Source organism: Brevibacillus humidisoli (assembly GCF_020923435.1).
GTDB classification, from domain to species: domain Bacteria; phylum Bacillota; class Bacilli; order Brevibacillales; family Brevibacillaceae; genus Brevibacillus_E; species Brevibacillus_E humidisoli.
On record NZ_CP087263.1, the window covers coordinates 3,735,035 to 3,758,246 of the forward strand.

Annotated in this window: 15 protein-coding genes, 4 tRNA genes and 3 rRNA genes; all 22 read right to left on the reverse strand. The window is 53.6% G+C overall.

Going from position 1 to position 23,212, the window contains the following annotated elements:
- Positions 1-61 precede the first annotated feature (61 nt).
- A complete protein-coding gene (trxB, locus tag LOK74_RS18285) occupies positions 62-1,024 on the reverse strand; it encodes a thioredoxin-disulfide reductase (RefSeq protein WP_230043437.1) in 963 nt (320 codons plus the stop codon).
- Positions 1,025-1,085: 61 nt separating this feature from the next.
- Positions 1,086-2,714 (reverse strand): tetratricopeptide repeat protein, encoded by a 1,629-nt coding sequence (locus LOK74_RS18290; protein WP_230043438.1) that lies wholly within the window; start codon positions 2,712-2,714, stop codon positions 1,086-1,088.
- A gap of 144 nt (positions 2,715-2,858) precedes the next feature.
- Positions 2,859-2,934, reverse strand: a tRNA-Gly gene (locus LOK74_RS18295).
- Between the two features lie 10 nt (positions 2,935-2,944).
- Positions 2,945-3,020: transfer RNA gene (locus LOK74_RS18300), tRNA-Lys, on the reverse strand.
- 3 nt (positions 3,021-3,023) lie between these two features.
- Positions 3,024-3,099: transfer RNA gene (locus LOK74_RS18305), tRNA-Phe, on the reverse strand.
- Positions 3,100-3,126: 27 nt separating this feature from the next.
- A tRNA-Asp gene (locus tag LOK74_RS18310) sits at positions 3,127-3,203 on the reverse strand.
- A 115-nt stretch (positions 3,204-3,318) separates the two neighbouring features.
- A 23S ribosomal RNA gene (locus LOK74_RS18315) occupies positions 3,319-6,367 on the reverse strand.
- Positions 6,368-6,604: 237 nt separating this feature from the next.
- Positions 6,605-6,720, reverse strand: a 5S ribosomal RNA gene (gene rrf / locus LOK74_RS18320).
- A gap of 183 nt (positions 6,721-6,903) precedes the next feature.
- Positions 6,904-8,449, reverse strand: a 16S ribosomal RNA gene (locus LOK74_RS18325).
- The 16S, 23S and 5S rRNA genes sit together here with 4 tRNA genes alongside, the layout of an rRNA operon.
- 371 nt (positions 8,450-8,820) lie before the next feature.
- The gene (locus LOK74_RS18330; RefSeq protein WP_230043439.1) at positions 8,821-10,779 is read right to left on the reverse strand and encodes a TRAP transporter permease; all 1,959 of its coding nucleotides are present in this window, start codon (positions 10,777-10,779) and stop codon (positions 8,821-8,823) included.
- Positions 10,730-11,281, reverse strand: a complete 552-nt coding sequence (locus tag LOK74_RS18335) for a DUF1850 domain-containing protein (protein ID WP_230043440.1) — start codon at positions 11,279-11,281, stop codon at positions 10,730-10,732. Before LOK74_RS18335 ends, LOK74_RS18330 begins: the two co-directional genes overlap by 50 nt.
- A gap of 26 nt (positions 11,282-11,307) precedes the next feature.
- Complete coding sequence (locus tag LOK74_RS18340; RefSeq protein ID WP_230043441.1) at positions 11,308-12,306, reverse strand: TAXI family TRAP transporter solute-binding subunit; 999 nt, start codon at positions 12,304-12,306, stop codon at positions 11,308-11,310.
- 222 nt (positions 12,307-12,528) lie between these two features.
- Positions 12,529-13,917: a sigma-54-dependent transcriptional regulator gene (locus tag LOK74_RS18345; RefSeq protein ID WP_230043442.1), complete on the reverse strand. Its 1,389-nt coding sequence runs from the start codon at positions 13,915-13,917 to the stop codon at positions 12,529-12,531.
- A gap of 21 nt (positions 13,918-13,938) precedes the next feature.
- Complete coding sequence (locus LOK74_RS18350) at positions 13,939-15,909, reverse strand: transporter substrate-binding domain-containing protein (protein ID WP_230043443.1); 1,971 nt, start codon at positions 15,907-15,909, stop codon at positions 13,939-13,941.
- Positions 15,910-16,027: 118 nt separating this feature from the next.
- Positions 16,028-16,939: a DMT family transporter gene (locus LOK74_RS18355; protein WP_230043444.1), complete on the reverse strand. Its 912-nt coding sequence runs from the start codon at positions 16,937-16,939 to the stop codon at positions 16,028-16,030.
- 14 nt (positions 16,940-16,953) lie between these two features.
- Positions 16,954-18,465, reverse strand: a complete 1,512-nt coding sequence (locus LOK74_RS18360; protein ID WP_230043445.1) for a hypothetical protein — start codon at positions 18,463-18,465, stop codon at positions 16,954-16,956.
- A 509-nt stretch (positions 18,466-18,974) separates the two neighbouring features.
- Positions 18,975-19,700 (reverse strand): hypothetical protein, encoded by a 726-nt coding sequence (locus LOK74_RS18365; protein ID WP_230043446.1) that lies wholly within the window; start codon positions 19,698-19,700, stop codon positions 18,975-18,977.
- Positions 19,701-19,842: 142 nt separating this feature from the next.
- Positions 19,843-20,490, reverse strand: coding sequence for a bifunctional phosphoribosyl-AMP cyclohydrolase/phosphoribosyl-ATP diphosphatase HisIE (hisIE, locus tag LOK74_RS18370; RefSeq protein WP_230043447.1), 648 nt, complete (start codon positions 20,488-20,490; stop codon positions 19,843-19,845).
- Positions 20,487-21,245: an imidazole glycerol phosphate synthase subunit HisF gene (gene hisF / locus LOK74_RS18375; RefSeq protein WP_230043448.1), complete on the reverse strand. Its 759-nt coding sequence runs from the start codon at positions 21,243-21,245 to the stop codon at positions 20,487-20,489. The genes hisIE and hisF overlap by 4 nt, the downstream gene beginning before the upstream one ends.
- A gap of 1 nt (position 21,246) precedes the next feature.
- On the reverse strand, positions 21,247-21,984 hold the full coding sequence (hisA, locus tag LOK74_RS18380) for a 1-(5-phosphoribosyl)-5-[(5-phosphoribosylamino)methylideneamino]imidazole-4-carboxamide isomerase (RefSeq protein ID WP_230043449.1): 738 nt from the start codon (positions 21,982-21,984) through the stop codon (positions 21,247-21,249).
- Positions 21,981-22,601: an imidazole glycerol phosphate synthase subunit HisH gene (gene hisH, locus LOK74_RS18385; protein ID WP_230043450.1), complete on the reverse strand. Its 621-nt coding sequence runs from the start codon at positions 22,599-22,601 to the stop codon at positions 21,981-21,983. The genes hisA and hisH overlap by 4 nt, the downstream gene beginning before the upstream one ends.
- The gene (gene hisB, locus LOK74_RS18390; protein WP_230043451.1) at positions 22,602-23,198 is read right to left on the reverse strand and encodes an imidazoleglycerol-phosphate dehydratase HisB; all 597 of its coding nucleotides are present in this window, start codon (positions 23,196-23,198) and stop codon (positions 22,602-22,604) included.
- Between the last annotated feature and the right edge of the window lie 14 nt (positions 23,199-23,212).

Here is a 23,212-nt window from a genome sequence, read left to right on the forward strand (position 1 = left end):
AAGGGGGTCAATTCATATTTTTATCATAGCCCCCGAATATTTCAGTCATGTTACAAGAGAATTAAGAGATTGTAACGTTTTCGGCTTGCAATCGCTCGTTCAGGTTTTCGACGTAGTGTTGAGCGGATTGTGCCGCTATCGAACCGTCTCCGGTGGCCGTCACGATTTGGCGCAGTGTTTTTTCACGTACGTCACCCGCTGCGAAGATGCCAGGCACTTTGGTCCGCATCATCTCATCGGTCTCGATATATCCTGCTGCATTGGTGATCCCCAGGTTGGCGACACTGGAGGTGAGGGGATCCATACCGATGTAGATAAAGACCCCGTTGGTCTCAAACTCGCGTTGCTCGCCGGTTTTCCTGTTTTCCAACAGAACGCTTTGGACCACTCCATCGCCACGTATCTCTTTCACTTCTGTATCCCAAATCACATCGATCTTCTCATTCTCGAAGGCTCGTTTCTGGAGGATTTTTTGGGCTCGGAATTGGTCGCGTCGGTGGATAATGGTCACTTTGGTCGCAAAACGAGTCAAAAATACCGCTTCCTCGACAGCAGAGTCGCCGCCCCCGACAACGACAAGCTCTTTTCCTCGGAAGAAAGCACCGTCACATACAGCACAATAGGAGACGCCCCGTCCGGAGAGTTCCTTTTCACCCGGTGCGCCCAACAGACGATGTTCGGCACCTGTCGCAACAATAACGGATTTGGCCAGGTACTCCGTGCCATCAGAGGTGATCACTTTCTTGTACGGCTCACTGTTTTGGATCTCTTTGATCTCGCCATAAGCATATTCTGCCCCGAATTTCTGGGCATGCTCATACATCTTGGTGGAAAGATCAGGTCCGAGAATATGGTCAAATCCCGGATAGTTCTCAATATCCTCCGTGTTGGCCATCTGTCCGCCGGGAATGCCACGCTCGATCATCAATGTTGACATATTAGCCCGAGACGTATATACGGCGGCTGTCATGCCGGCCGGTCCTGCACCTGCAATAATCACATCGTATACTTTTTGCTCACTCATGTCTGTTCAGCCTCCTATCGCCTAAAACAATCCCAGCCTATAGTTTATATTAATTATAAGTTTAGAATTTGTGTAAATCAAGTGCGGATATCTCTTTTGCACACTTGGCGATGGTCGGTTGAGACAACCCGTACTTGGCGGCCAGCGACTTCTGGGTAACCTTGCCTGATGTCAGCTTTCCGTATAAGTATTCCAGAGCGGCAACCCACGCTTCCGGCTTGCGTGTTTTTGGGGGATCCTCCCGATATTGGCAGTATGCCGACCAAACCAGCAGTGCCCATCTACGCAGCTCCGCGTGCTCCTCTCTGCTCAAACAAGTGCGGATGCAGTCAGCGACGTGGTCGGCCTCTTCACCAACTGTAAAGGCACCCACCTCGTAAGGGAGAGCGGCCCCCATTTGACTCAGTGCCACCAAGGCAAGTTTGAGCAGGTACTCGTCGTCTGCCGTACGGCAAAAGCGGCGCAGGGCCTCTTCCGCCTCATCATCTCCGATTAACGCCAGTGTCTGAATCACCATTTTCTTAACCTCAGCCGTACCGTGCTGCATCGCCCACAGCAGTGACGCCCGGATCATCGGGTCAGACTTCAACTCATCTGAACGCGTCCATTCTACGTGTTCAAACGCGCTCCCCTTAAACGGGATTTGGTACTGATACGGGATCTCATGTATACTGTTTCCTTCTTCGCGCTCTTTTACCATATGCAAATAGTAGTCGGCAATCCCCGTATCAGGGTCCAGCTGTTTTGCCCTTTGCCACCAGCGGATCGCTTGCTCCTGATGTCCGCATTGATAAGCGGAGATCGCTGCGTAGTGATACGTGCATGCATCGTGCTGTCCCCAGAAGCGGAACAACCGCCGATATAGTCGGAATGCTTCTTTATGCTGACCAAGCACTCCCAGCGTAGTAGCCAGTTTGTAAAGCTGCTCATGATGGAGAGGTACCGTTTTTCTCAACTGTTCCAGCAAGGGGGCTAATTCTCCCGTGCGATTATGATGGGACAAAAGAACCGCCAAGTTGCACAGGGCATGCAGATTCCCAGGATCACGTGCCAGTGTCTCTTCAATCGTCTGCATCGCTCTGTTAAAATCGCCGACGTAGTAGTAGGCAAGAGCCAAATTGTTCCAAGCAGGGGTAAAATCATCATCGGCTTGAATCACTTCCTGGAGCAGTTCCGTCGCTTCCAGAAAGCGACCATCTTCCAGGCTTTTTCTCGCCTGTTCGTGTTTGAAATGAAGATTGTCGCTCTCCTCTTCCAGTCCGCGTGGCGGTATATCCAGTTCAAAGTAGATATAATCGAGCAATTCCTCGGCTTCCAAAGCAAACGTCCCGTCAACACTCTCTTGCAGATAGCGAAGCGCCATCTCCTCAGCCATCTGGTAATCTTCCATGTTGGCATAATTGTTAGCCAGATAAAAGTAGACTTCTACCATTCCTGGCTCCGTCTGTTCTACAATCTGATGCAATATATCATTTGACTCTGAAAATTGACCGATTTCGGCCAATACGCTTGCCAGGTGGCATAGACAGTTTGCATTCGTCGGCTCCAACTCGACGGCCCGACGAAAATATTTTATGGCTTTTTCATACTCAGAGCGCTGCGCTAAACGCACACCCCTCTGCACAAAAAAGCTGGCGTCTCGCTCGAATGCAACTACCGTTCTTTTTTTCATACCTTCACTGTTTTTCATAGGACCTCCATGTTTTCCAGGAGCTTTACCCTTCATGTATCGTACCAAATCCCCTGCGTACCCACAAGTAAAAGAGCTCGTTGGGGAAAGAAGAAAACGATAAACACCACTTGCAGATCGCAAGTGGTGTGATCAGATCACATATGGAGCGGACAACGGGGCTCGAACCCGCGGCCTTCGCCTTGGCAAGGCGACGCTCTACCAGCTGAGCTATGTCCGCATATTATGACTGGTGAGCCATGAAGGACTCGAACCTTCGACCCTCTGATTAAAAGTCAGATGCTCTACCAACTGAGCTAATGGCTCAAATGGTGGTTCGGGACGGAATCGAACCGCCGACACGAGGATTTTCAGTCCTCTGCTCTACCGACTGAGCTACCGAACCATATGCAAAAATCCAGGCAAAATAAAATGGCGGAGCTGACGGGACTCGAACCCGCGACCTCCGGTGTGACAGACCGGCGTGAACTCCAACTTCACCACAGCTCCATGAGTAGAACTATTTTGTTTTCAAGTAAGTATGTGAAGGAACGATGGGCACATTCCTGTGCCAGTCACACCTTCAAAACCGGATAACGGAATGTATAGAACAAGGAAAGAGAGTGTGGATAAGTCCTCGACCGATTAGTATTCGTCAGCTCCACGCGTTGCCGCGCTTCCACATCGAACCTATCAACCTCATCGTCTCTGAGGGGTCTTACCAGCTTGCGCTGTGGGAAGTCTCATCTTGGAGGGGGCTTCACGCTTAGATGCTTTCAGCGCTTATCCCGTCCGCACATAGCTACCCAGCTGTGCCACTGGCGTGACAACTGGTGCACCAGCGGTGCGTCCATCCCGGTCCTCTCGTACTAAGGACAGCTCTCCTCAAACTTCCTGCGCCCGCGACAGATAGGGACCGAACTGTCTCACGACGTTCTGAACCCAGCTCGCGTACCGCTTTAATGGGCGAACAGCCCAACCCTTGGGACCTACTACAGCCCCAGGATGCGATGAGCCGACATCGAGGTGCCAAACCTCCCCGTCGATGTGGACTCTTGGGGGAGATAAGCCTGTTATCCCCAGGGTAGCTTTTATCCGTTGAGCGATGGCCCTTCCATGCGGAACCACCGGATCACTAAGCCCGACTTTCGTCCCTGCTCGACTTGTAGGTCTCGCAGTCAAGCTCCCTTGTGCCTTTACACTCTACGAATGATTTCCAACCATTCTGAGGGAACCTTTGGGCGCCTCCGTTACCTTTTGGGAGGCGACCACCCAGTCAAACTGCCCACCTGGCATGGTCCTCGCACCCGATCAGGGTGCCGAGTTAGAAACTCCGTACATCAAGGGTGGTATCCCAACGGCGCCTCCCCCGATGCTGGCGCACCGGATTCTCAGGCTCCCACCTATGCTGTACATGATGCACAAAGTTCCAATACCAGGCTACAGTAAAGCTCCATGGGGTCTTTCCGTCTTGTCGCGGGTAACCTGCATCTTCACAGGTATTATGATTTCACCGGGTCTCTTGCCGAGACAGCGCCCAAGTCGTTACGCCTTTCGTGCGGGTCGGAACTTACCCGACAAGGAATTTCGCTACCTTAGGACCGTTATAGTTACGGCCGCCGTTTACTGGGGCTTCGGTTCAAAGCTTCGCTTCTACCCACCGAACACAAGCTTACGCTCGCGTTCGGCGGGGCCCAGAAGCTAACTCATCCCTTAACCTTCCAGCACCGGGCAGGCGTCAGCCCCTATACTTCGCCTTGCGGCTTCGCAGAGCCTGTGTTTTGCTAAACAGTCGCTTGGGCCTTTTCACTGCGGCCCCCTCGGGCTCAGCCCACCTGACACAAGCTTACGCTCGTGTCAGGCGGGGACCCTCACCCTACCGGGCGCCCCTTCTCCCGAAGTTACGGGCCATTTTGCCGAGTTCCTTAGCAAGAGTTATCCCGCGCACCTTAGGATTCTCTCCTCGCCTACCTGTGTCGGTTTGCGGTACGGGCACCTTGTTCCTCACTAGACGCTTTTCTTGGCAGTGTGAAATCAGGGACTTCGGTACTTGTATTTCCCTCGCCATCACAGCTTGTGCTGGATGGTATGCGGATTTGCCTGCATACCACACTTGCTGCTTGGACGGCCATCCAGTAGGCCGCTCACCTATCCTCCTGCGTCACGCCCTCGCTCAAACGGAACAAAGGTGGTACAGGAATATCAACCTGTTGTCCATCGCCTACGCCTTTCGGCCTCAGCTTAGGTCCCGACTAACCCTGGGAGGACGAGCCTTCCCCAGGAACCCTTAGGCTTTCGGTGGACAAGATTCTCACTTGTCTTTTCGCTACTTACACCGGCATTCTCACTTCCAAGCGCTCCACCGCTCCTTCCGGTACGGCTTCACCGCTGCTTGGAACGCTCCCCTACCCAGTCCGTACGGACCGCCATAGCTTCGGTGGTACGTTTAGCCCCGTTACATTTTCCGCGCAGAGTCACTCGACCAGTGAGCTATTACGCACTCTTTAAATGGTGGCTGCTTCTAAGCCAACATCCTGGTTGTCTGGGCAACTCCACATCGTTTCCCACTTAACGTACACTTGGGGACCTTAGCTGATGGTCTGGGCTCTTTCCTCTTGACGATGGATCTTAGCACTCATCGTCTGACTCCCGGACATAAGTCATTGGCATTCGGAGTTTGACTGAGTTCGGTAACCCGATGAGGGCCCCTAGCCCAATCAGTGCTCTACCTCCAAGACTCTCACTGGACCCACCGAACCCAAGCTTACGCTCGTGTTCGGCGGGGTCCCATCCGAGGCTAGCCCTAAAGCTATTTCGGGGAGAACCAGCTATCTCCGAGTTCGATTGGAATTTCACCGCTAGCCACACCTCATCCCCGCACTTTTCAACGTGCGTGGGTTCGGGCCTCCAGTAGGTGTTACCCTACCTTCACCCTGGACATGGCTAGATCACACGGTTTCGGGTCTACGGCAACGTACTTGCGCCCTGTTCAGACTCGCTTTCGCTGCGGCTCCGTCTCTTCGACTTAACCTTGCACGCTACCGTAACTCGCCGGTTCATTCTACAAAAGGCACGCCGTCACACATTGATCGTGCTCCGACTATTTGTAAGCACACGGTTTCAGGTTCTGTTTCACTCCCCTCCCGGGGTGCTTTTCACCTTTCCCTCACGGTACTGGTTCACTATCGGTCGCTAGGGAGTATTTAGCCTTAGCAGATGGTCCTGCCAGATTCACGCGGGATTTCCCGTGTCCCGCGCTACTCGGGGTCCGTCGGAGAGACGCGCGTTTGGGTTACGCGACTGTCACGCTCTCTGGTCCACCTTTCCAGATGGTTCACCTACGCGCGTCTTTTGTAACTCCACGTGAGACGCCCCACAACCCGCAAGGATAACCTTGCGGTTTAGGCTCTTCCCGTTCGCTCGCCACTACTAGGGGAATCACTCTTGTTTTCTTCTCCTCCGGCTACTTAGATGTTTCAGTTCACCGGGTCTGCCTTCTCGCCACCTATGGATTCAGTGACGGATACCATCCCATTACGGATGGTGGGTTGCCCCATTCGGAGATCCCCGGATCAAAGCGTGCTTACCGCTCCCCGAGGCTTATCGCAGTTCGCTGCGTCCTTCTTCGGCTCCTAGCGCCAAGGCATCCACCGTGTGCCCTTAGTAACTTAACCACACGGATGTGATTATGTCTGCGTTGCGACGCACAGGACGTGCTAGTGTCGGCGTAGTCCCATGGACGGGACGTCTCTAGCCGACCCAACAGGACGTTGGCGCTTTTAGCAGACGAAACCACACGTTTTTCGTGTCATGTCGTGGGACATGCCACGTCTTGCATTCCTTGTCTATACTCGTTATCCAGTTTTCAAGGTACGACAATATAAGAGTCCAACCTCACAAGAGGTCAAACCGCCTGGCAGCGTCCTACTCTCCCGGCCCCCTTCGGGGCAAGTACCATCGGCGCTGGAGGGCTTAACGGCCGTGTTCGGCATGGGAACGGGTGTGTCCCTCCGCCATCGCCACCAGACGACGCACAGGATGTGCTAGTGCCTGCATCGCCACAGGATGTGGCGCCTTTAGCAGGCCTTCCTGTGTCTTTGAGACAGGATATTTACTTTACCACGTCTGCCTCAGAGAGGCAAGTGGAAGTTGAAGGAAATGCTCCCTCAAAACTGAACAGCGAAAACGTTTGTAGCCGAAAGCTCCATAGAAAGGAGGTGATCCATCCGCACCTTCCGGTACGGATACCTTGTTACGACTTCACCCCAATCATCTGCCCCACCTTCGGCGGCTGGCCCCTTGCGGTTACCTCACCGACTTCGGGTGTTGCAAACTCTCGTGGTGTGACGGGCGGTGTGTACAAGGCCCGGGAACGTATTCACCGCGGCATGCTGATCCGCGATTACTAGCGATTCCGACTTCATGCAGGCGAGTTGCAGCCTGCAATCCGAACTGAGACTGGTTTTCAGAGATTGGCTTGCCCTCGCGGGTTCGCGTCCCGTTGTACCAGCCATTGTAGCACGTGTGTGGCCCAGGTCATAAGGGGCATGATGATTTGACGTCATCCCCGCCTTCCTCCGTCTTGTCGACGGCAGTCTAGAGTGCCCAACTGAATGCTGGCAACTAAAGATAAGGGTTGCGCTCGTTGCGGGACTTAACCCAACATCTCACGACACTAGTCGACGACAACCATGCACCACCTGTCACCGCTGCCCCGAAGGGAACCTCCATCTCTGGAGGGATCAGCGGGATGTCAAGACCTGGTAAGGTTCTTCGCGTTGCTTCGAATTAAACCACATGCTCCACCGCTTGTGCGGGCCCCCGTCAATTCCTTTGAGTTTCAGTCTTGCGACCGTACTCCCCAGGCGGAGTGCTTATTGCGTTAGCTGCGGCACTGAGGGTATCGAAACCCCCAACACCTAGCACTCATCGTTTACGGCGTGGACTACCAGGGTATCTAATCCTGTTTGCTCCCCACGCTTTCGCGCCTCAGCGTCAGTTACAGGCCAGAAAGCCGCCTTCGCCACTGGTGTTCCTCCACATCTCTACGCATTTCACCGCTACACGTGGAATACCGCTTTCCTCTCCTGCACTCAAGCCAGACAGTTTCCAATGCACACCGGGGTTGAGCCCCGGCCTTTCACACCAGACTTACCTGGCCGCCTGCGCGCGCTTTACGCCCAATAATTCCGGACAACGCTTGCCACCTACGTATTACCGCGGCTGCTGGCACGTAGTTAGCCGTGGCTTCCTCGTCAGGTACCGTCAAGGTACCGCCTTGTTCAAACGGTACGGTTTCGTCTCTGACAACAGAACTTTACAACCCGAAGGCCTTCTTCGTTCACGCGGCGTTGCTCCATCAGGCTTTCGCCCATTGTGGAAAATTCCCTACTGCTGCCTCCCGTAGGAGTCTGGGCCGTGTCTCAGTCCCAGTGTGGCCGGTCACCCTCTCAGGTCGGCTACGCATCGTCGCCTTGGTAGGCCGTTACCCCACCAACTAGCTAATGCGCCGCAGGCCCATCCGTAAGGGGTAGCTTGCGCCACCTTTCCGTTCTCTCCCATGCGGGAGACAACCCTATCCGGTATTAGCATAAGTTTCCCTATGTTATCCCGATCTTACGGGCAGGTTGCCTACGTGTTACTCACCCGTCCGCCGCTAGGCTCTCAGGAGCAAGCTCCCGATCGCCCCGCTCGACTTGCATGTATTAGGCACGCCGCCAGCGTTCGTCCTGAGCCAGGATCAAACTCTCCATTAAAGATAAGAAAGAAATTGATCTCGGTTCAAAAGCATTTGCTTAGGCTTCATATAAACGCTTCGCTGTTCAGTTTTCAAAGAGCATATCAGGTTCGTTTTTTGAACCAACGCTAGCTAATATATCATGTTTTCTTTGATAGAGTCAAGTGCTATTTTTTAGCAAGACTCACAAGATTCCATTGATGATCAGCTAGACGATAGAATGCTCGTCGACACTATGTTGCAACCGCTCAAGCGGCGACAAGAAATAATCTATCACATTAGTAAAACGAAAGTCAATAATAAATTATGGAAATCTCGCAATGAATGACAAAGCCTTTTCTCCAGCGGCTTGAGAGGCTGGGGAAAAGGCAAAGTTTTGGTCCTAACGGATCAAGCGGAGATGACAGTAGACCGCTTCTTGAGCAGAAACTGGTAGGCAAACACACACACTATAACGGTTATCGATAATCCTACTGCCCAATACTCCGGGAACATCATCACCACACCGGCAGCGATCAATAATAGTCGGGTAAACCAATTTAGCTCTGCGAAGATGTACCCCTCGGTTGCCGCTGCTAGAGCGATAATCGCCAATACCGATGCAACAGTCACCAAAAGAATGTCGATAGCACCCGCCTGATGGATGAGCATGGCCGGTTTGTAGATGAAGATGAATGGTACGACAAAGCCGGCAAGGGCTAGTTTGCAGGAGACCCAACCTGTCCGCTGTGGATCGGAGCCGGCGATGCCGGCACCGGCAAAAGCAGCTAAAGCAATGGGTGGAGTCAGGTTGGCAATCACGCCAAAGTAGAAGACGAACAGATGAGCCGACAAAGGATCCACACCAAAAGCAGCCAAGGCGGGAGCAGCCATTGTCGCCGTGATGATGTAGCAGGGAATAGACGGCAGCCCCAAGCCGAGTATGATGGAGGCCACCATCGTAAACACTAACGTCAAAAACAGACTTCCCTGCCCCAAGACCAAGATGATGTTGGCCAGCTTCAGCCCAAATCCAGTCAAACTGAACACGCCCACCGTAATTCCTACGGCCGCACAGGCAGCTGCTACACCCAGTGTATCGCGGACACCATTTTCCAATGCCTGCAGGATATCGCGAATACTCATCCTGCTTGTGCGGCGAAAAGAAGCGATTACGATGGTCGCGGCAATGGTACATACAGCTACCAGTGTCGGAGTATATCCCAACACCAGCAACGCGACGAGAATGATCAGCGGCAGCAGCAGGTGGCCGCGCTCCTTTAACACCTCAATGACACGAGGCAGTTCATCCTTTCGCAGTCCTTCCAGCTTTTCTTTGTCTGCACGAAGATGAACCTGTACCAATAAGCCGAAATAATACAACATCGCGGGGATAAAAGCCGCAATCGCAATCGTAATGTAAGACATGCCCAGTGTCTCCGCCATGATAAAAGCGGCTGCTCCCATTACCGGCGGTAATATTTGACCGCCAACCGCCGCTGTTGCTTCTACTCCGGCGGCAAAATCGGGTTTGTAGCCAACTCGTTTCATCATCGGAATCGTAAAGGCTCCTGTCGTCACTACACTGGCCACAGCCGAGCCATTGATGGAACCATGCACGGCACTCGCGATCACACCCACTTTTGCCGGTCCTCCCTTGCTGCTTCCGGCCAGCGCCAGTGAAAGATCATTAAACAAGGCACCCATCCCCGATTTGGATAGAAACGCACCAAAGATAATAAATAAGATAATGTAAGAAGCGGATACCGCGATAGCGGTACCGTAAACGCCCTCGGTGGTGACGTACATATAGTTGAAGATATCGGAAAACGTGTATCCGCGATGCCCGAAATCTCCCGGCAAATAAGGGCCCAGGTAAGCATAGGCGACAGAAACAGCAGCCATCGCCGTCAATTCCCAACCGGCCACGCGCCGCGATGCTTCCAATACCAGCACGCAGAGCAATGCTCCGAAGATGACATCCCAAGCAGACGGCAAGCCTCCCCGGTTAACAATGTCCAGATAATAGATAAAGATATACCCCGCCGTTGAAAGAGAGAGCAGCCCCAACACGGTGTCAACCAGCGACAACTTCCCTCGCGAAGAACGCTTCCGGCCGGGATACAGCAAAAAAATCAGACAAAGTATGATGGCAACATGCAGAGAGCGGTGTTTCAAGGTGACAATCGGCGAGTATGTTGTATAGAAGTGATAAAATGCAAAGGCCACGGTGATCACCGATATCATCAGCCGCAGCCACTTGTTATGAAAAACGCGGAAAGCTGATTCCTTATCATACTTTTGCAGCATCGCCATGGCTTTATTTTCGCTGCTCTGCTGTTCTGTAAACGAGCGGATCGGATCGCCCATTCGCTTTCACATCCTCTCTCGGCAAGCAATGGATAACAGGGTACCACCATGGCCGCCATCCTATTGAAAACTGCAGGGAACGATCCTGCGCGATCAACTGCGTGATCTGCCAGGTACGCATCCCTACCGTCAAAGTGTAGTCACTCCGGGAAATCAGGTAGATGACGTCATCTCGCGGCGCATGCAGGCCTTTCGCTACGATCCATCCTTGTTCTATCTCGAAGGATTGCTCAAAGGTTGCGGGAACACCTGCTCCGAAGGAACGAAACGCCGTCTCCACCAGCAGCAATCCCCCTGATTCCCCTAGTGTGTAGGTTTCTCTCCACGGCGTTAACTCCACCGAGTGAACCCATTCCACAGTAAAACGTTCCCCCAGGGAGAACGGCAGTGCTCCAAGCAGCGTTTGCTCGCGATAATCGATTAACAACAGGCATCGGAGAGGCCAAAGGCCTATCAGGAGGAAGGAAAGCAGAAAAAGAAAGATCGTTCGTCGTTTCTTCATCTGTTCTCCCCCCTCTGCCTATTGGGTTACTTGCCAAGCGCTTCGTTGTAGTACTTCTCTGCTCCCGGATGCAGCGGCACAACCAAGTTTTTGCCTGCCTCTTCCTGCGAAATGTTCTTCGCCGCATTATGGGCCTCTTGCAGCGTCTGTAGATTTTCAAAGAAGGTCTTGGTTAACGAATAGACCTGCTCTTCAGATAAATCGGAACGGACCAGCATCACGTTGCGGATCGCTGCCGTTGGAATCGGCTGATCATTATTGTAGATACCCGCCGGGATTTCCGCCTTGACGAAAAACGGATAAGTTGCCGCCAGTTTGTCGACATCGGCAGACTGAATTGGAACGATTTCCACATCTGCAGTCGTCATCAGATCAAGCACCGTAGCATTAGGCAGACCAGACGTGACAAAGGCAGCGTCGATTGCATTGTTCTTTAGCTGCTCGACAGCTTCCGCATAGGAAAGATAGTCCGGTGTGATGTCGTCATAGGTAATCCCGTGCCCGGCCAGCACCATCCGGGCATTCACTTCTACACCACTGTTCGGCGCACCGACCCCGACGCGCTTCCCTTTTAAGTCGGCAACGGATTTGATATTCCGATCCTTCAGCGTGATGATCTGCACATAATTGAGATAGAGACCGGCCATTGCCCGCAATTCCTTGATCGCGCCGCTCTCCTTAAAGCCTTCCTCCCCGTTGTACGCAAAGGTAACGACATCCGACATCGCAAAAGCCATATCCACCTTTTTGGCTTTCAACAGATTCACGTTTTCTACTGAGGCTCCGGTTGACTGTACCGAGGCGTTGTAGCCCAGCTTGTCCTTGTATACTTTAGCCAACGCTCCGCCAATCGTGTAATAAGGGCCGGAACTGCCACCGGTGGCAATGGTCAGGAATGCCTGTTCACCAGCCCCGCCAGTCCCACCGCTGCCGGAGCCGCTTACTCCTGTTCCCGCCGGACTGCTGCAGCCGATAGCCATCAACGCCAGCAGCATCGACAACACGGATGATACCCACTTTTTCATATCGTTTTCCCCCTTTGATCCATATGATTGCATGTCTTCACTTCTATAACCCTTAGCAAGTAGGATGCCAACCTGGACAAGGCGGGAAAAGAAAGCGCTCTCAAGATTGCGTAAGCTCATGCACTTCCTGCACCGGCAAAAAATGCCGAGATGAAGCGGAATATTTTGCCGCTTGATGCCATTGCTGTTTTCCGGATGAGTGAATACCTCTGCTGAGGGAGGCTAACGATTACCCGTTGGCTGCTGTGGGTCCATATAATGCTTTACCTTTTGCCGAAGACTTCGTTCACTGACCTGCAACACTTCTGCCGTTTTTTTTCGATGAAAACCGGATCGTTCCAGTGTATACAGCGTATAGCGGCGCTCCACCTCATGCAGTGGGAGGTCTGCCGGCAGAAACAGCCCCTCCTGCTGGGCAGCTGCCTGTAATGGTTCCGCTAGCCGTGTTGAGAGCGTGGGAGGCAGATCCTCTATTGTGATCACCTCAGACGGGGCGAGTGCGACCGCATATTCAACGATGTTGGCCAACTCCCGGACATTTCCAGGGTAGTTGTAGGCATACAGACGCTTTTTTACTTCGTTGTTGATCGTTTTTCGCTGCTTGTTCAGATTGATGGCAAAAAGGGCAAGAAAGTGCTCGATCAAGAGAGGGATGTCCTCCCTTCTCTCTCGAAGCGGCGGCAGGTGCAAGGGGATCACATTGAGCCGGTAAAACAAATCTTCGCGAAAGGTCCCCTTCCGAACCTCCTCCAGCAGGTTCCGATTGGTAGCTGCGATAAACCGGATATCTACCTCTTTTGGCTGTAGGGAGCCAAGCGGCGTGACCTGCCGATCTTCGATCACCCGCAGAATCTTCGCCTGCAGAGCAAGCGGCATTTCCCCGATCTCGTCGAGGAACAATGTGCCGCCATCCGTCGATTCCACCAACCCTTCTTTTCTTTTATAGGCGCCCGAAAAGGCTCCTTTTTCATAGCCAAACAGTTCGCTTTCCAAAAGATTTTCCGGTATGGCCGCACAGTTAATCACCGAAAACGGCCGGGCCTGCCGCTCTCCCTGGAAGTGGATCGCCCGTGCGACCAGTTCTTTCCCGGTTCCGCTCTCCCCGGTGATCAGAATGTTGGAATTGATCTGTTTGAGCCGTTCAATAAACTGAATCAGCCGCTGCATCGGCTGACTTTTGCCGATGAGGCCGGCGTAGGCGTGCTGCTGTCTGGCAGCATCACCAAACAGCTGCGCCTGTCGATGCAGCTGCCTGTACTCCGCTGCCTTGTGCAGCAACAACCGCACTTCTTCCAAGTTGAGCGGCTTGGTTATGTAATGATAGGCGCCCGCTTTCATCGCCTGTACCGATGATTCAATCGTGCCGTATGCCGTCATCATGATCACCGCCGCTTCAGGACGCCGTTCGATGATCTGCGGCAAAAGATCGAGGCCGCTAGTCCTCCCCAAGTTGAGATCAAGCAGCACCAGATCAATTGCCGTCTGCGTGAGGATCTCCAGGCTGGACCTCTCGTCTGTGGCAGTCCAGATCTGGTACTTATCATCAAGCGCAAATGAGAGGGAAGAGCAGATCGCTTGTTCGTCATCAATGATCAACAATTTTTTCTTCATACCGTGTCCTCCTTCGCTGTCTCATCGCATCGGCTCGACGTGTTCTGTAGAGCGTGTTGGACCCGGCGATAGCGAAAGCGGCGTGTCTGCGAACACCAACCGAAATGTCGTGCCTGTTCCGTCGCTGCGCTCTACTGTCAATTCTCCACCATGTTCACGCATAATCTTGCGTGAGAGGTGCAGACCCAACCCGATCCCTTGACTTTTGGTAGTGAAGAATGGCTGAAACAAGCGGGGCAAGTAGTCGCTGGCAATCCCCTCACCGGTGTCCGCAATCGTCAGCACCACCGCGCCCGACTCTGATCCAGCCCGGATCAGCAGCTGTTTTTGCGCAGTCTGCTCCATCGCCTCCAGTCCATTTACGACCAGATTGATCAGCACCTGCTTGATTCGCGCCCGGTCACAGCGTACCGTCAAATGAGGTGGTACTTCTACGGTGAGGAGTACCTGCTCATGATGCAGTCGTCTGGCAAACAGTCCAAGTACCCAATCGACCATCTCCCTCAGGTTTTCTGCCCGCGTCTGCATCGGTTGACTGCGGGCGTAGTCCAGCAGGTCTTCGACGATCCGATTGAGCCGCTCCACTTCAACCGGCACGTGTCGAATCAACTCGGCACGAAAGTGGGGATCGTCCAGCCTGCCCGGCAGCAGTTCAATAAACGTCTTAATCGCAGTCAAGGGATTGCGCAGCTCATGGGCAATTCCCGCCACCAGCTGGCCAAGCGCCCGCATTTTTTCCTGATCCACCAAACGCGCCTGCAAGTGTTTCTGCTCCGTTCGATCCTGCAGACTGACGATTCCCCCGATCACTTCACCCACGCTGCTGTAGAGAGGGGCGATGTAGTAGTGAAAAAAGCGGCTGCCGCCCTCCTGTCTCACCAACTCTCCGCGGAACAGCTGCTGGCGCTGCTCGATCGCCTCCTGGATCGGCAGCTCCGGCAGGTACTCGTCTACCCGTCTGCCCAAACACTCCTCCCCTATCCCGAGCAGGTGGGCGGTGATTTGATTGCGCAGCGTAATGCTGCCATCGAGGTTAAACGCGATGATGGCACTGTCCACGCTGTTTAGCACCTGGGACTGAAAGGCGAAACTGTCTGCCAAGGCTGTGGTCTGTCTTTTCACTTCATACTTCAGCCGCTTGTTCCAGAAGAAACCAAAAACCAGCACCAGTGCAATCAAGGCAGTGACAGCCAGCAGCAAGGTGACCAGTTTGCGCCACCAATCGGCGATATGTGCGGAATACGGTTCGAAGTAACGACTGTACAGCCGCCCATAGGTACCATCCTGAACCAACTGGGAGAGACCGCTGTTTAACTCCTGCAGCAGCCGGTAGTTTCCCTCGCGCACGGCGAAGGCGTAGTCCGCAGGATTGATCAGCCCCGAGCGGGTCTCGTACAAATCCTGTTCCCCCCTTTTTTCCAGGATCGATTGCGCTGTCCAGGGATTGCCGAGAAACGCTTCCGCCCTGCCGATATGTAGATAGTCGAGCGCATCTTGCTGACTAAACGCTACGAGCATTTTCACTCTTCTGACACTTTCCAGCAGATCGACGCCTACACTCGCCCGCTGTACGGCGACCACTCTCCCCTTCAAGTCATTCAAGTGGCGGATCGATTTGTCTTGCTTAGGGACCAGCAGTACCTCCGACATTGTAAAAAACGATTCGCTAAAGTCAAACAGCCTGTCCCGCGCGCTAGTGTATTTCATCCCCACAATAACATCCACATCTCCCGCCGCAAGTCGGGCAACTGCCTCTCCCCAATCAAGCGGGACGTACTCCAGCGCAAGGCCTCTTGTCTTGGCAATTTCATGGATCAATGCAATGGTAAACCCACCTGCCTCTCCGCTCTCGTCCACATAGGAAAAAGGCGGCAGCGAGTGGTCGTAGGCCACGCGAATTACCCCATCAGTCAGTGAACCGGTTCGGGCTGCGGCGGGACTGGACTGTCCCGCCAGCACGATCACAGCAAGCAGCGATAGTAGTCGTAACACGTCAGGGGCTCCCTTCTTTATCGGTAGTTGAGAGTGAACGCTATCCACACAGCGACCGATGCCAGTCTACAAGGTACCTCTCTTTTTTCGCTAGGATATGTTCTTCTGCCCCCACCCGCTAGCCTCCTTTCGCTGTTTGGCGCCGTTTCTGTGTATATTGGGAACTTTTGACCATGTACAAACCTGCTAGGATGATGTTCCCTCCCATGATCTGAGCCGCCTGGATGGTTTCACCGATGAAAAGCCAGGCGATGATGGATGCGACCAGAGGAGTAACATACATATACACCATTGTTTTGGTCGAACCGATCTTGCTGATGCCGACATACCAGGCCACCAGGCCATAGGCCGTCACCAGAATGGCGGAATACAGCAAAGAGGACCAGGTCGAGGCGGTCAGGGTCCCGGCAGCGGAGAGCAGATCGGAGAAAACAAGGGGGAAAAGGATCAATGCCCCGATCACGATCGACCATGTTGTGACACGCAGCGCTGAATAAGTCTTTAGCAGCGGTGTTGTGATAACCGGGTAGAGCCCCCAGGAAATGGCGGCAAGCAACCCCATGATATCCCCCAACATCTGCCCGTCGGGAGCTGACCCAGGGTCCCCCCTATGAATAATCACCATCGCTGCGCCACCAAAAGCGATCACGGAGCCGATCTGAACTCGCCAGGAAAAAGTCTCTTGCTTGGCCATGACGGAAAAAATCCCCGTAAAAACGGGGGACATAGCTATGAGAAGGGCCGCATTGGTGGCGGACGTATACTTGATGGACGCCATGAACAACGTTTGGTAGCAGATAACCCCAACGAGACTGACTACCACTAGCCTGATGAAATCCTTGCGGTCAATCTTTACACTTTTCTCGACCAAATAGGTGGCCAATAACAACAGCGGACCAGCGGCGACAAAGCGGATCGTATTAAACTGCAATGGGGACAGCTGCACCACTCCGTATTTGCCGATCGTATAATTGGCGCCCCAGATCAGCACAACACTCCAGAGCAGCCATTCGGTAAGCCATTTTTTCATCGGTCCCAAACACCCTAACGTCCGGTTATGATTTCTTCCCTGACCTCCCCGTCAGGTGCTGGACGAGTCTGAATCACTGCTTGATGCGGGTCCCCTCTCCGAACCACGGCAATCGGTGATTTCTCTAACCTGTCCTGCACCTGTAGGGTGCTGGGAACAAGGTCTGCCTGATACAGCCTCTGCAGCTGCGGAAGAGTAAAACCACTCAGCGCTGTCAGGAGGTGGTGCAAGTCCCGCTGGGCATCCGCAACCTCTGCTCCTTCAGCGGAGAGCAAGGCATGGATAGCAGGGATCCGCCCCAACAGATCAGGCCTTCTTGCCTGCAGATACTGCTCCAGGTTTTTCGCCCGCTCGGCAAACGGGGAAAAGACCATACAGACTAGATGTTCCTCGGTCAGACCATATACGTCTTCCGTATATCGACTGATCTTTGCCCGCATCTCCTGAATCGCTTCGTCATCCCGATAGCGATCCTTGGCGATCTCGATGAGATGTTCGGGGATATCTTTTTGTCTCATCAGTTGCAGGGCAAAGGCTACGTACTCCTCAATACCTTCCTTGTAGGTGCGGCCATACACCTGCTCCACTTTTAGCCCGCGCAGATGGGCCATCAAAGCAGGATTGGCACAGTCCGATTCCGTAAAACTGAAGGCCAACTCATCGAATTGAAATCCTAGAAACTGAACCAACAAATCCCAGTGGTCGCCTGCCCGGTAGGGAGTGTCTTCATAGATCGAAAAAAACAGCGGTTCTTTTTGAATCCCTTCATAAGCAACCCGGTGCATCTGCAGCTGTTCTTCATTGTCTCCGTGAATGTCTGCAAAATAATGTTGAGAAATGTCGTCAACCGAGCGCAGAAATGTTTTGAAATCTTTTCCCGCATGTTTGGGCAGGTGGAACGTAGAAACCAATCGCTTGATCCACCGCGCATAGGCTCGCTGTTCTTGGGGAGAATCTCCGGTGACGATAATGTCAGGGCCCTTTCCGTAAGAGAGAGCGACACCGAAGGAATTAACCATACTCAGGTTACAGGCATTGCAAAAAGTGGGGCGTGCGTCCCCTTGGCAGCGATGTCCGGTCATCAGCATATCGTTGCGGTTCGTCTCCCGAATCTGTTCCGGCAATGGCAGCATCCTATCAAATGCGGTTATGCGTTGGCCATCGATTACCAGCGTCTCGACATCGGGATCTTCATACAGGCGAAGCGCCTTGTAAACGCTATCAATGTTGTCCATCACAGCCTGCGGCATGCCCGCATGACGATTCGTCGCCACCTGCACTTTGAACGTGCATGAGTATTGTTCAAAAAGCAACAACTGAATCAAGCGGACAAAAGCAACCATATAGGAACTGTCTTTGCCGCCACCATACGCTACAAATACACCGTTGTTCATCAAATCACCCTTGTCCGGCAACACCTGGTGCAGTCGTTGTGCACATCGTGCGGCCCCCGCCATATTGGCCTCCCCCATATAGCGCTTCAACTGTTGGAGCAATTCCATCCGCATCTCCTTCACTTCTCTCATTTTTCTCCTTTTCCTCCTCTACGGTTCTCCAGCTCCGGGACAGGTAGGCAGTATGATCAGGTTCTGGGGAACTGGATCGAATCATAATGAAAATAAGTAATCCTCCATATGGCGGATTACATGGAAAACACAATTCCGCATTGTCCGCCTCCAGCCGTAAGACAAAATCTGGCCGGTTTTGTATCCGTTCCAGAGACAAAGAGACGGGAACTATATGATGGCATGAGCTGTTTGAGATCTCGTTAGAAAGGTTCGCGATGCTGATCACGCTGCTCACAGCATGAACGGCGCTTGCATAATGAGAGGATATTCGATGTGGTCTGTACATAACGTGTCCCAGGCATGACCCAAAATCACATGACCAAAGTCCACAGGTCGGCACGATCCGTACTGAAATGAAGGATGGTTGTTTCTAGAAAAATTGGCAATTCACATACTACAGCAAAACTTTGTTCCTGTAAATGGATTTTTTACATAAAAAACCCGGGTCATAGACCCGGGCCCAGCGCTTATCCTGTATGTTTGTGAGACGAACGCTTGGCATTCAGCATCCGTTCCAGATGGAGTTCCACATTCTGCTTCCACTCCGCAGCCTTGCTGGGAGGTATCAAGCCATCATTAGCCTTCTGATCGATCATCTCGACCAGAGAGGTTCTCATGGTCGTCTTGAGCTGCTCGGTCGGAACCTTTTTTTCCTCGGCTACTTCGGCGAGCGACTTTCCGCTTTCCAACTGTCGATTCAACTCATCAGGGGTCATTTTCAGAGTATCGGCCAACTGTGCCAGTCTGGCCCGTCTGTGCATTTTGCGTTCGGACCATTTCGCCTGCAGTCGTTTCTGGATGCCGCTTATTTGTCTTGCTTTCATCTCTTTGGCATCATCTGCTGACAGCTTTCCATCCGCCACGGCACGGTCGAGTCGTTTGCTTCGTTCCTTGGCGACCTCTTCCGTCAGACGGTCCAGGCTGACGCCTCGCTCTGCAGCAATCTCCGCCAGTGATTTATCCTGCTTCAACTGCTGCCGAAGCGATTGTTCATCCAGTTGCAAAAGCTTCAGCACGGCTGGCGAGTGGACCAAGTCAAGCCGATAGGAACGGGCTTTATGATGGCTGTGGGCTGCAGCGCCCCCTCCTTCATCTCGCTCAGCATGAAGCAAACCTGCGGGCATAATCAGCAGCGCGATAAGCAGTGCCAACACGCTCTTTCTCCAAGTGATCTGTCTGAGGTAATGGTTCATACACACCATCCTTTTTTCATGTATGATTTGCCACTGTTGGCAATCTCATGCATGATGTGTAAAAAAACCTTCTCAGACGTCTAAATAGGCCGTTGTCGCCAGAAGCGGCATCGGGCCAGGCAGGGTACGAAGGTATCGTGCCCTAACGCCGATTCTGCAGCTCTGCCAGCACATCGTCCAGCGGCAGTTTTTGTTCCCGCAGCAGCACCAACAGGTGGAACAACAGATCGGCCGCTTCGTAGCGGAGTTCTTCGTGGCTGCGATTCTTGGCGGCGATGATCACTTCGGCGGCCTCCTCGCCCACTTTTTTCAGGATCTTGTCCACCCCTTTGTCAAACAGGTAGGTGGTGTAAGAGCCTTCCGGACGTTCTGCTTCACGAGCGGCAATCAGCGTTTCCAGCTGATTGAGGATGGCAAAGCGATCATTTCCGGCAGCCGTTTTCGCAGTTGATCCGCTCTGTACCGGAATGGGTGTGTTGAAGCAACTGTATGCTCCTGTGTGGCAGCTCGGACCATTGGGAACAACTTGCACGATCAAGGCATCGCCGTCACAGTCGTAGCGGATCGACTGGACCCGCTGGGTATGGCCTGAGGTAGCTCCCTTGTGCCACAATTCCTGACGGGAACGGCTCCAAAACCAGGTCTCGCCTGTCTCTAACGTCTTTTCCAGCGATGTCCTATTCATATAGGCGAGCGTCAGGATTTCCTTGCTGACCGCATCCTGGACGATCGCCGGTATCAGTCCTTGCTCGGAAAACTTGAGCTCATCCCAAGGTATTGTGCTGGTCATGGGCGTATGGCAACTCCTCTCTCCAATAGATGTGATTTGACAGAGCCAAGCGATGTCTGCTCATAGTGAAAAATAGAAGCAGCCAGTGCTGCATCTGCTTTTCCTTGAGTCAATACATCTACAAAGTGATCAAGGCTGCCCGCGCCGCCGGAGGCAATGACCGGGATGGTGACGGCTTCTGAGACGGTGCGTGTCAACTCCAGGCCAAACCCGTTCTTTTCACCGTCATTATCCATACTGGTCAGCAGGATCTCACCTGCTCCCAACCGTTCCGCTTCAACTGCCCATTCCACCACATCGCGGCCAGTGGCATTGCGTCCGCCGTGCGTGTACACCTCCCACTTGTCCGCCCCCGTGCGTCGGGCATCGATCGCGACCACGATGCATTGGGTTCCAAACACCGTCGCCCCTTCGCGAATCAGCTCCGGACGAAGCACAGCGGCAGTATTGAGCGAGATTTTGTCTGCGCCAGCACGCAAAATCCGCTTCATGTCATCGACGCTGTTGATCCCGCCTCCAACAGTAAACGGGATGGTGATATGAGCGGCCGTCCGCTCGATCACCTCCACCATTGTTTTTCTCCCTTCATGAGAGGCGGAAATGTCCAGAAAAACCAGCTCGTCAGCGCCCTCTTGGCTGTATTTTTTCGCTAACTCGACCGGATCCCCGGCATCGCGCAGCCCGACGAACTGCACGCCTTTGACGACTCGACCATCTTTTACATCGAGACAAGGAATGATCCGCTTTGCCAGCATGCTACATGCCCTCCCCGGTCAGCCGGAGCGCTTCCGCCAACTTTACAGCTCCGGTGTAGAGCGCTTTTCCGACAATCGCTCCGCCAACCCCTTCATCTGTATAGCGGGCTAGTGCACGCAAGTCCTCAACCGTGCTGACGCCACCAGATGCAATCACCTGTTTGCCGCTCGATTGCGCCAACGACCGGATCGCTTCGATGTTGGGGCCGGTAAGTGTGCCGTCACGGGAGATGTCGGTATAAATAAACGTCTCCGCTCCCAACTGTGCCAGCTCAACTGCCAGCTGTTCCGCCTTGACGTCAGTCGTCGTCAGCCAGCCGCGAGTGGCGACCAATCCATCTCGGCAGTCCAGCCCGATCGCTATCTGTTTGCCGTATCGGGCCAAAACAGCCTCGGCAAAGGGGCGATTCTCAATCGCCGCCGTCCCCAGAATGACCCGGCTAACACCACCGTCCAAGTAGGCTGATACGTCCTGCTGCGTACGGATGCCGCCGCCGACCTGGACAGGCACACCTGCTTCCCTGGCAATCGTGCAGATCAAATCGATGTGGGCCGGTGTCCCCTGTTTGGCCCCGTCCAGGTCAACCAGATGCAGCCAGGTGGCCCCTTGTTCCACCCACTGCTTGGCCACATCAAGCGGCGATTCACCGTACACCGTCTCTTGTTCGTAATCGCCTTGGAACAGGCGGACACACTTGCCGCCGCGAATATCTATGGCCGGATAGATCGTAAAACTCATTGCAAGACCCCCTCACAAAGCTGGGCAAAGTTGCCCAGCAGCCGCATACCAGTCTCTCCACTTTTCTCAGGGTGAAACTGCATACCGTAGACACTTCCTCGACCCACGATTGCCGTCACGTCCTGATGGTAATCGGTGACGGCAAACAGGTGGTCGGGATTTTCCGGTTTCACGTGGTACGAGTGGACAAAGTAGACGTAGTCTCCACTGCTGACGCCTTGCAGCAGCGGATGATTATCCTTGTGCAGCGTCAGTTGGTTCCAGCCCATATGCGGCACTTTGTAGCCGCCAGAGAAACGGATCACGTCTCCAGGCAGCAGGTCAAGCCCCTGGTGAGAACCGTACTCCTCGCTTTGGCTGAAGAGCAGCTGCATCCCCAGGCAGATCCCGAGTAGCGGACGTCGGCTTGCGGCATACTCTCTCAACGGCTGTTCCAGTCCGGCCTGACGAATGTTATGCATCGCATCGCCAAATGCCCCAACCCCAGGCAGGATCAGTCCATCATACGAAGCGAGCTGGGCTGCCTCCGTGACAAACGCGTAACGATAGCCAAGCCGCTCCAGCGCCTTGCTCAGGCTGTATAGATTCCCCATCCCGTAATCGATGATGCCGATCATCTACAACAACCCCTTTGTAGAAGGAACGCCTTTGACGCGGGCATCAAACGAGGTCGCCTCATCCAAGGCGCGTCCCAGTGCTTTGAAGATCGCCTCGATCATATGATGGGTATTCTGGCCGTAGTGCAAAATCACATGCAGGTTCATGCGCGCCTCCAAAGCCAGTTTCCAGAGGAATTCATGGACCAACTCCGTTGGAAACTGACCCACTTGCTGCGACGGATAAGCCGCTCGGTACTCCAGATGGGGGCGATTGCTGAGGTCGATGACCACTTGGGCAAGCGACTCATCCATCGGCACAAACGCATTGCCATAACGCCTGATCCCTTTTTTATCCCCCAGCGCTTCCTGCAAGGCTTGGCCGAGGCAGATGCCGATATCTTCCACGGTGTGGTGGTAGTCCACCTCAATATCGCCCTTTGCCTGAACCGATAGGTCGAAGTGACCGTGCCGTGCAAACAGATCCAGCATGTGATTGAGAAACGGCACTTCCGTCTGCAGGGAGACATCCCCCTGCCCGTCAATTGCAAACGAAAGGGAAATGTCTGTCTCACCTGTTTTGCGCTCTACGCGCCCAATACGCTTGTTTCCTTCCATCTCGCTCACTCCAT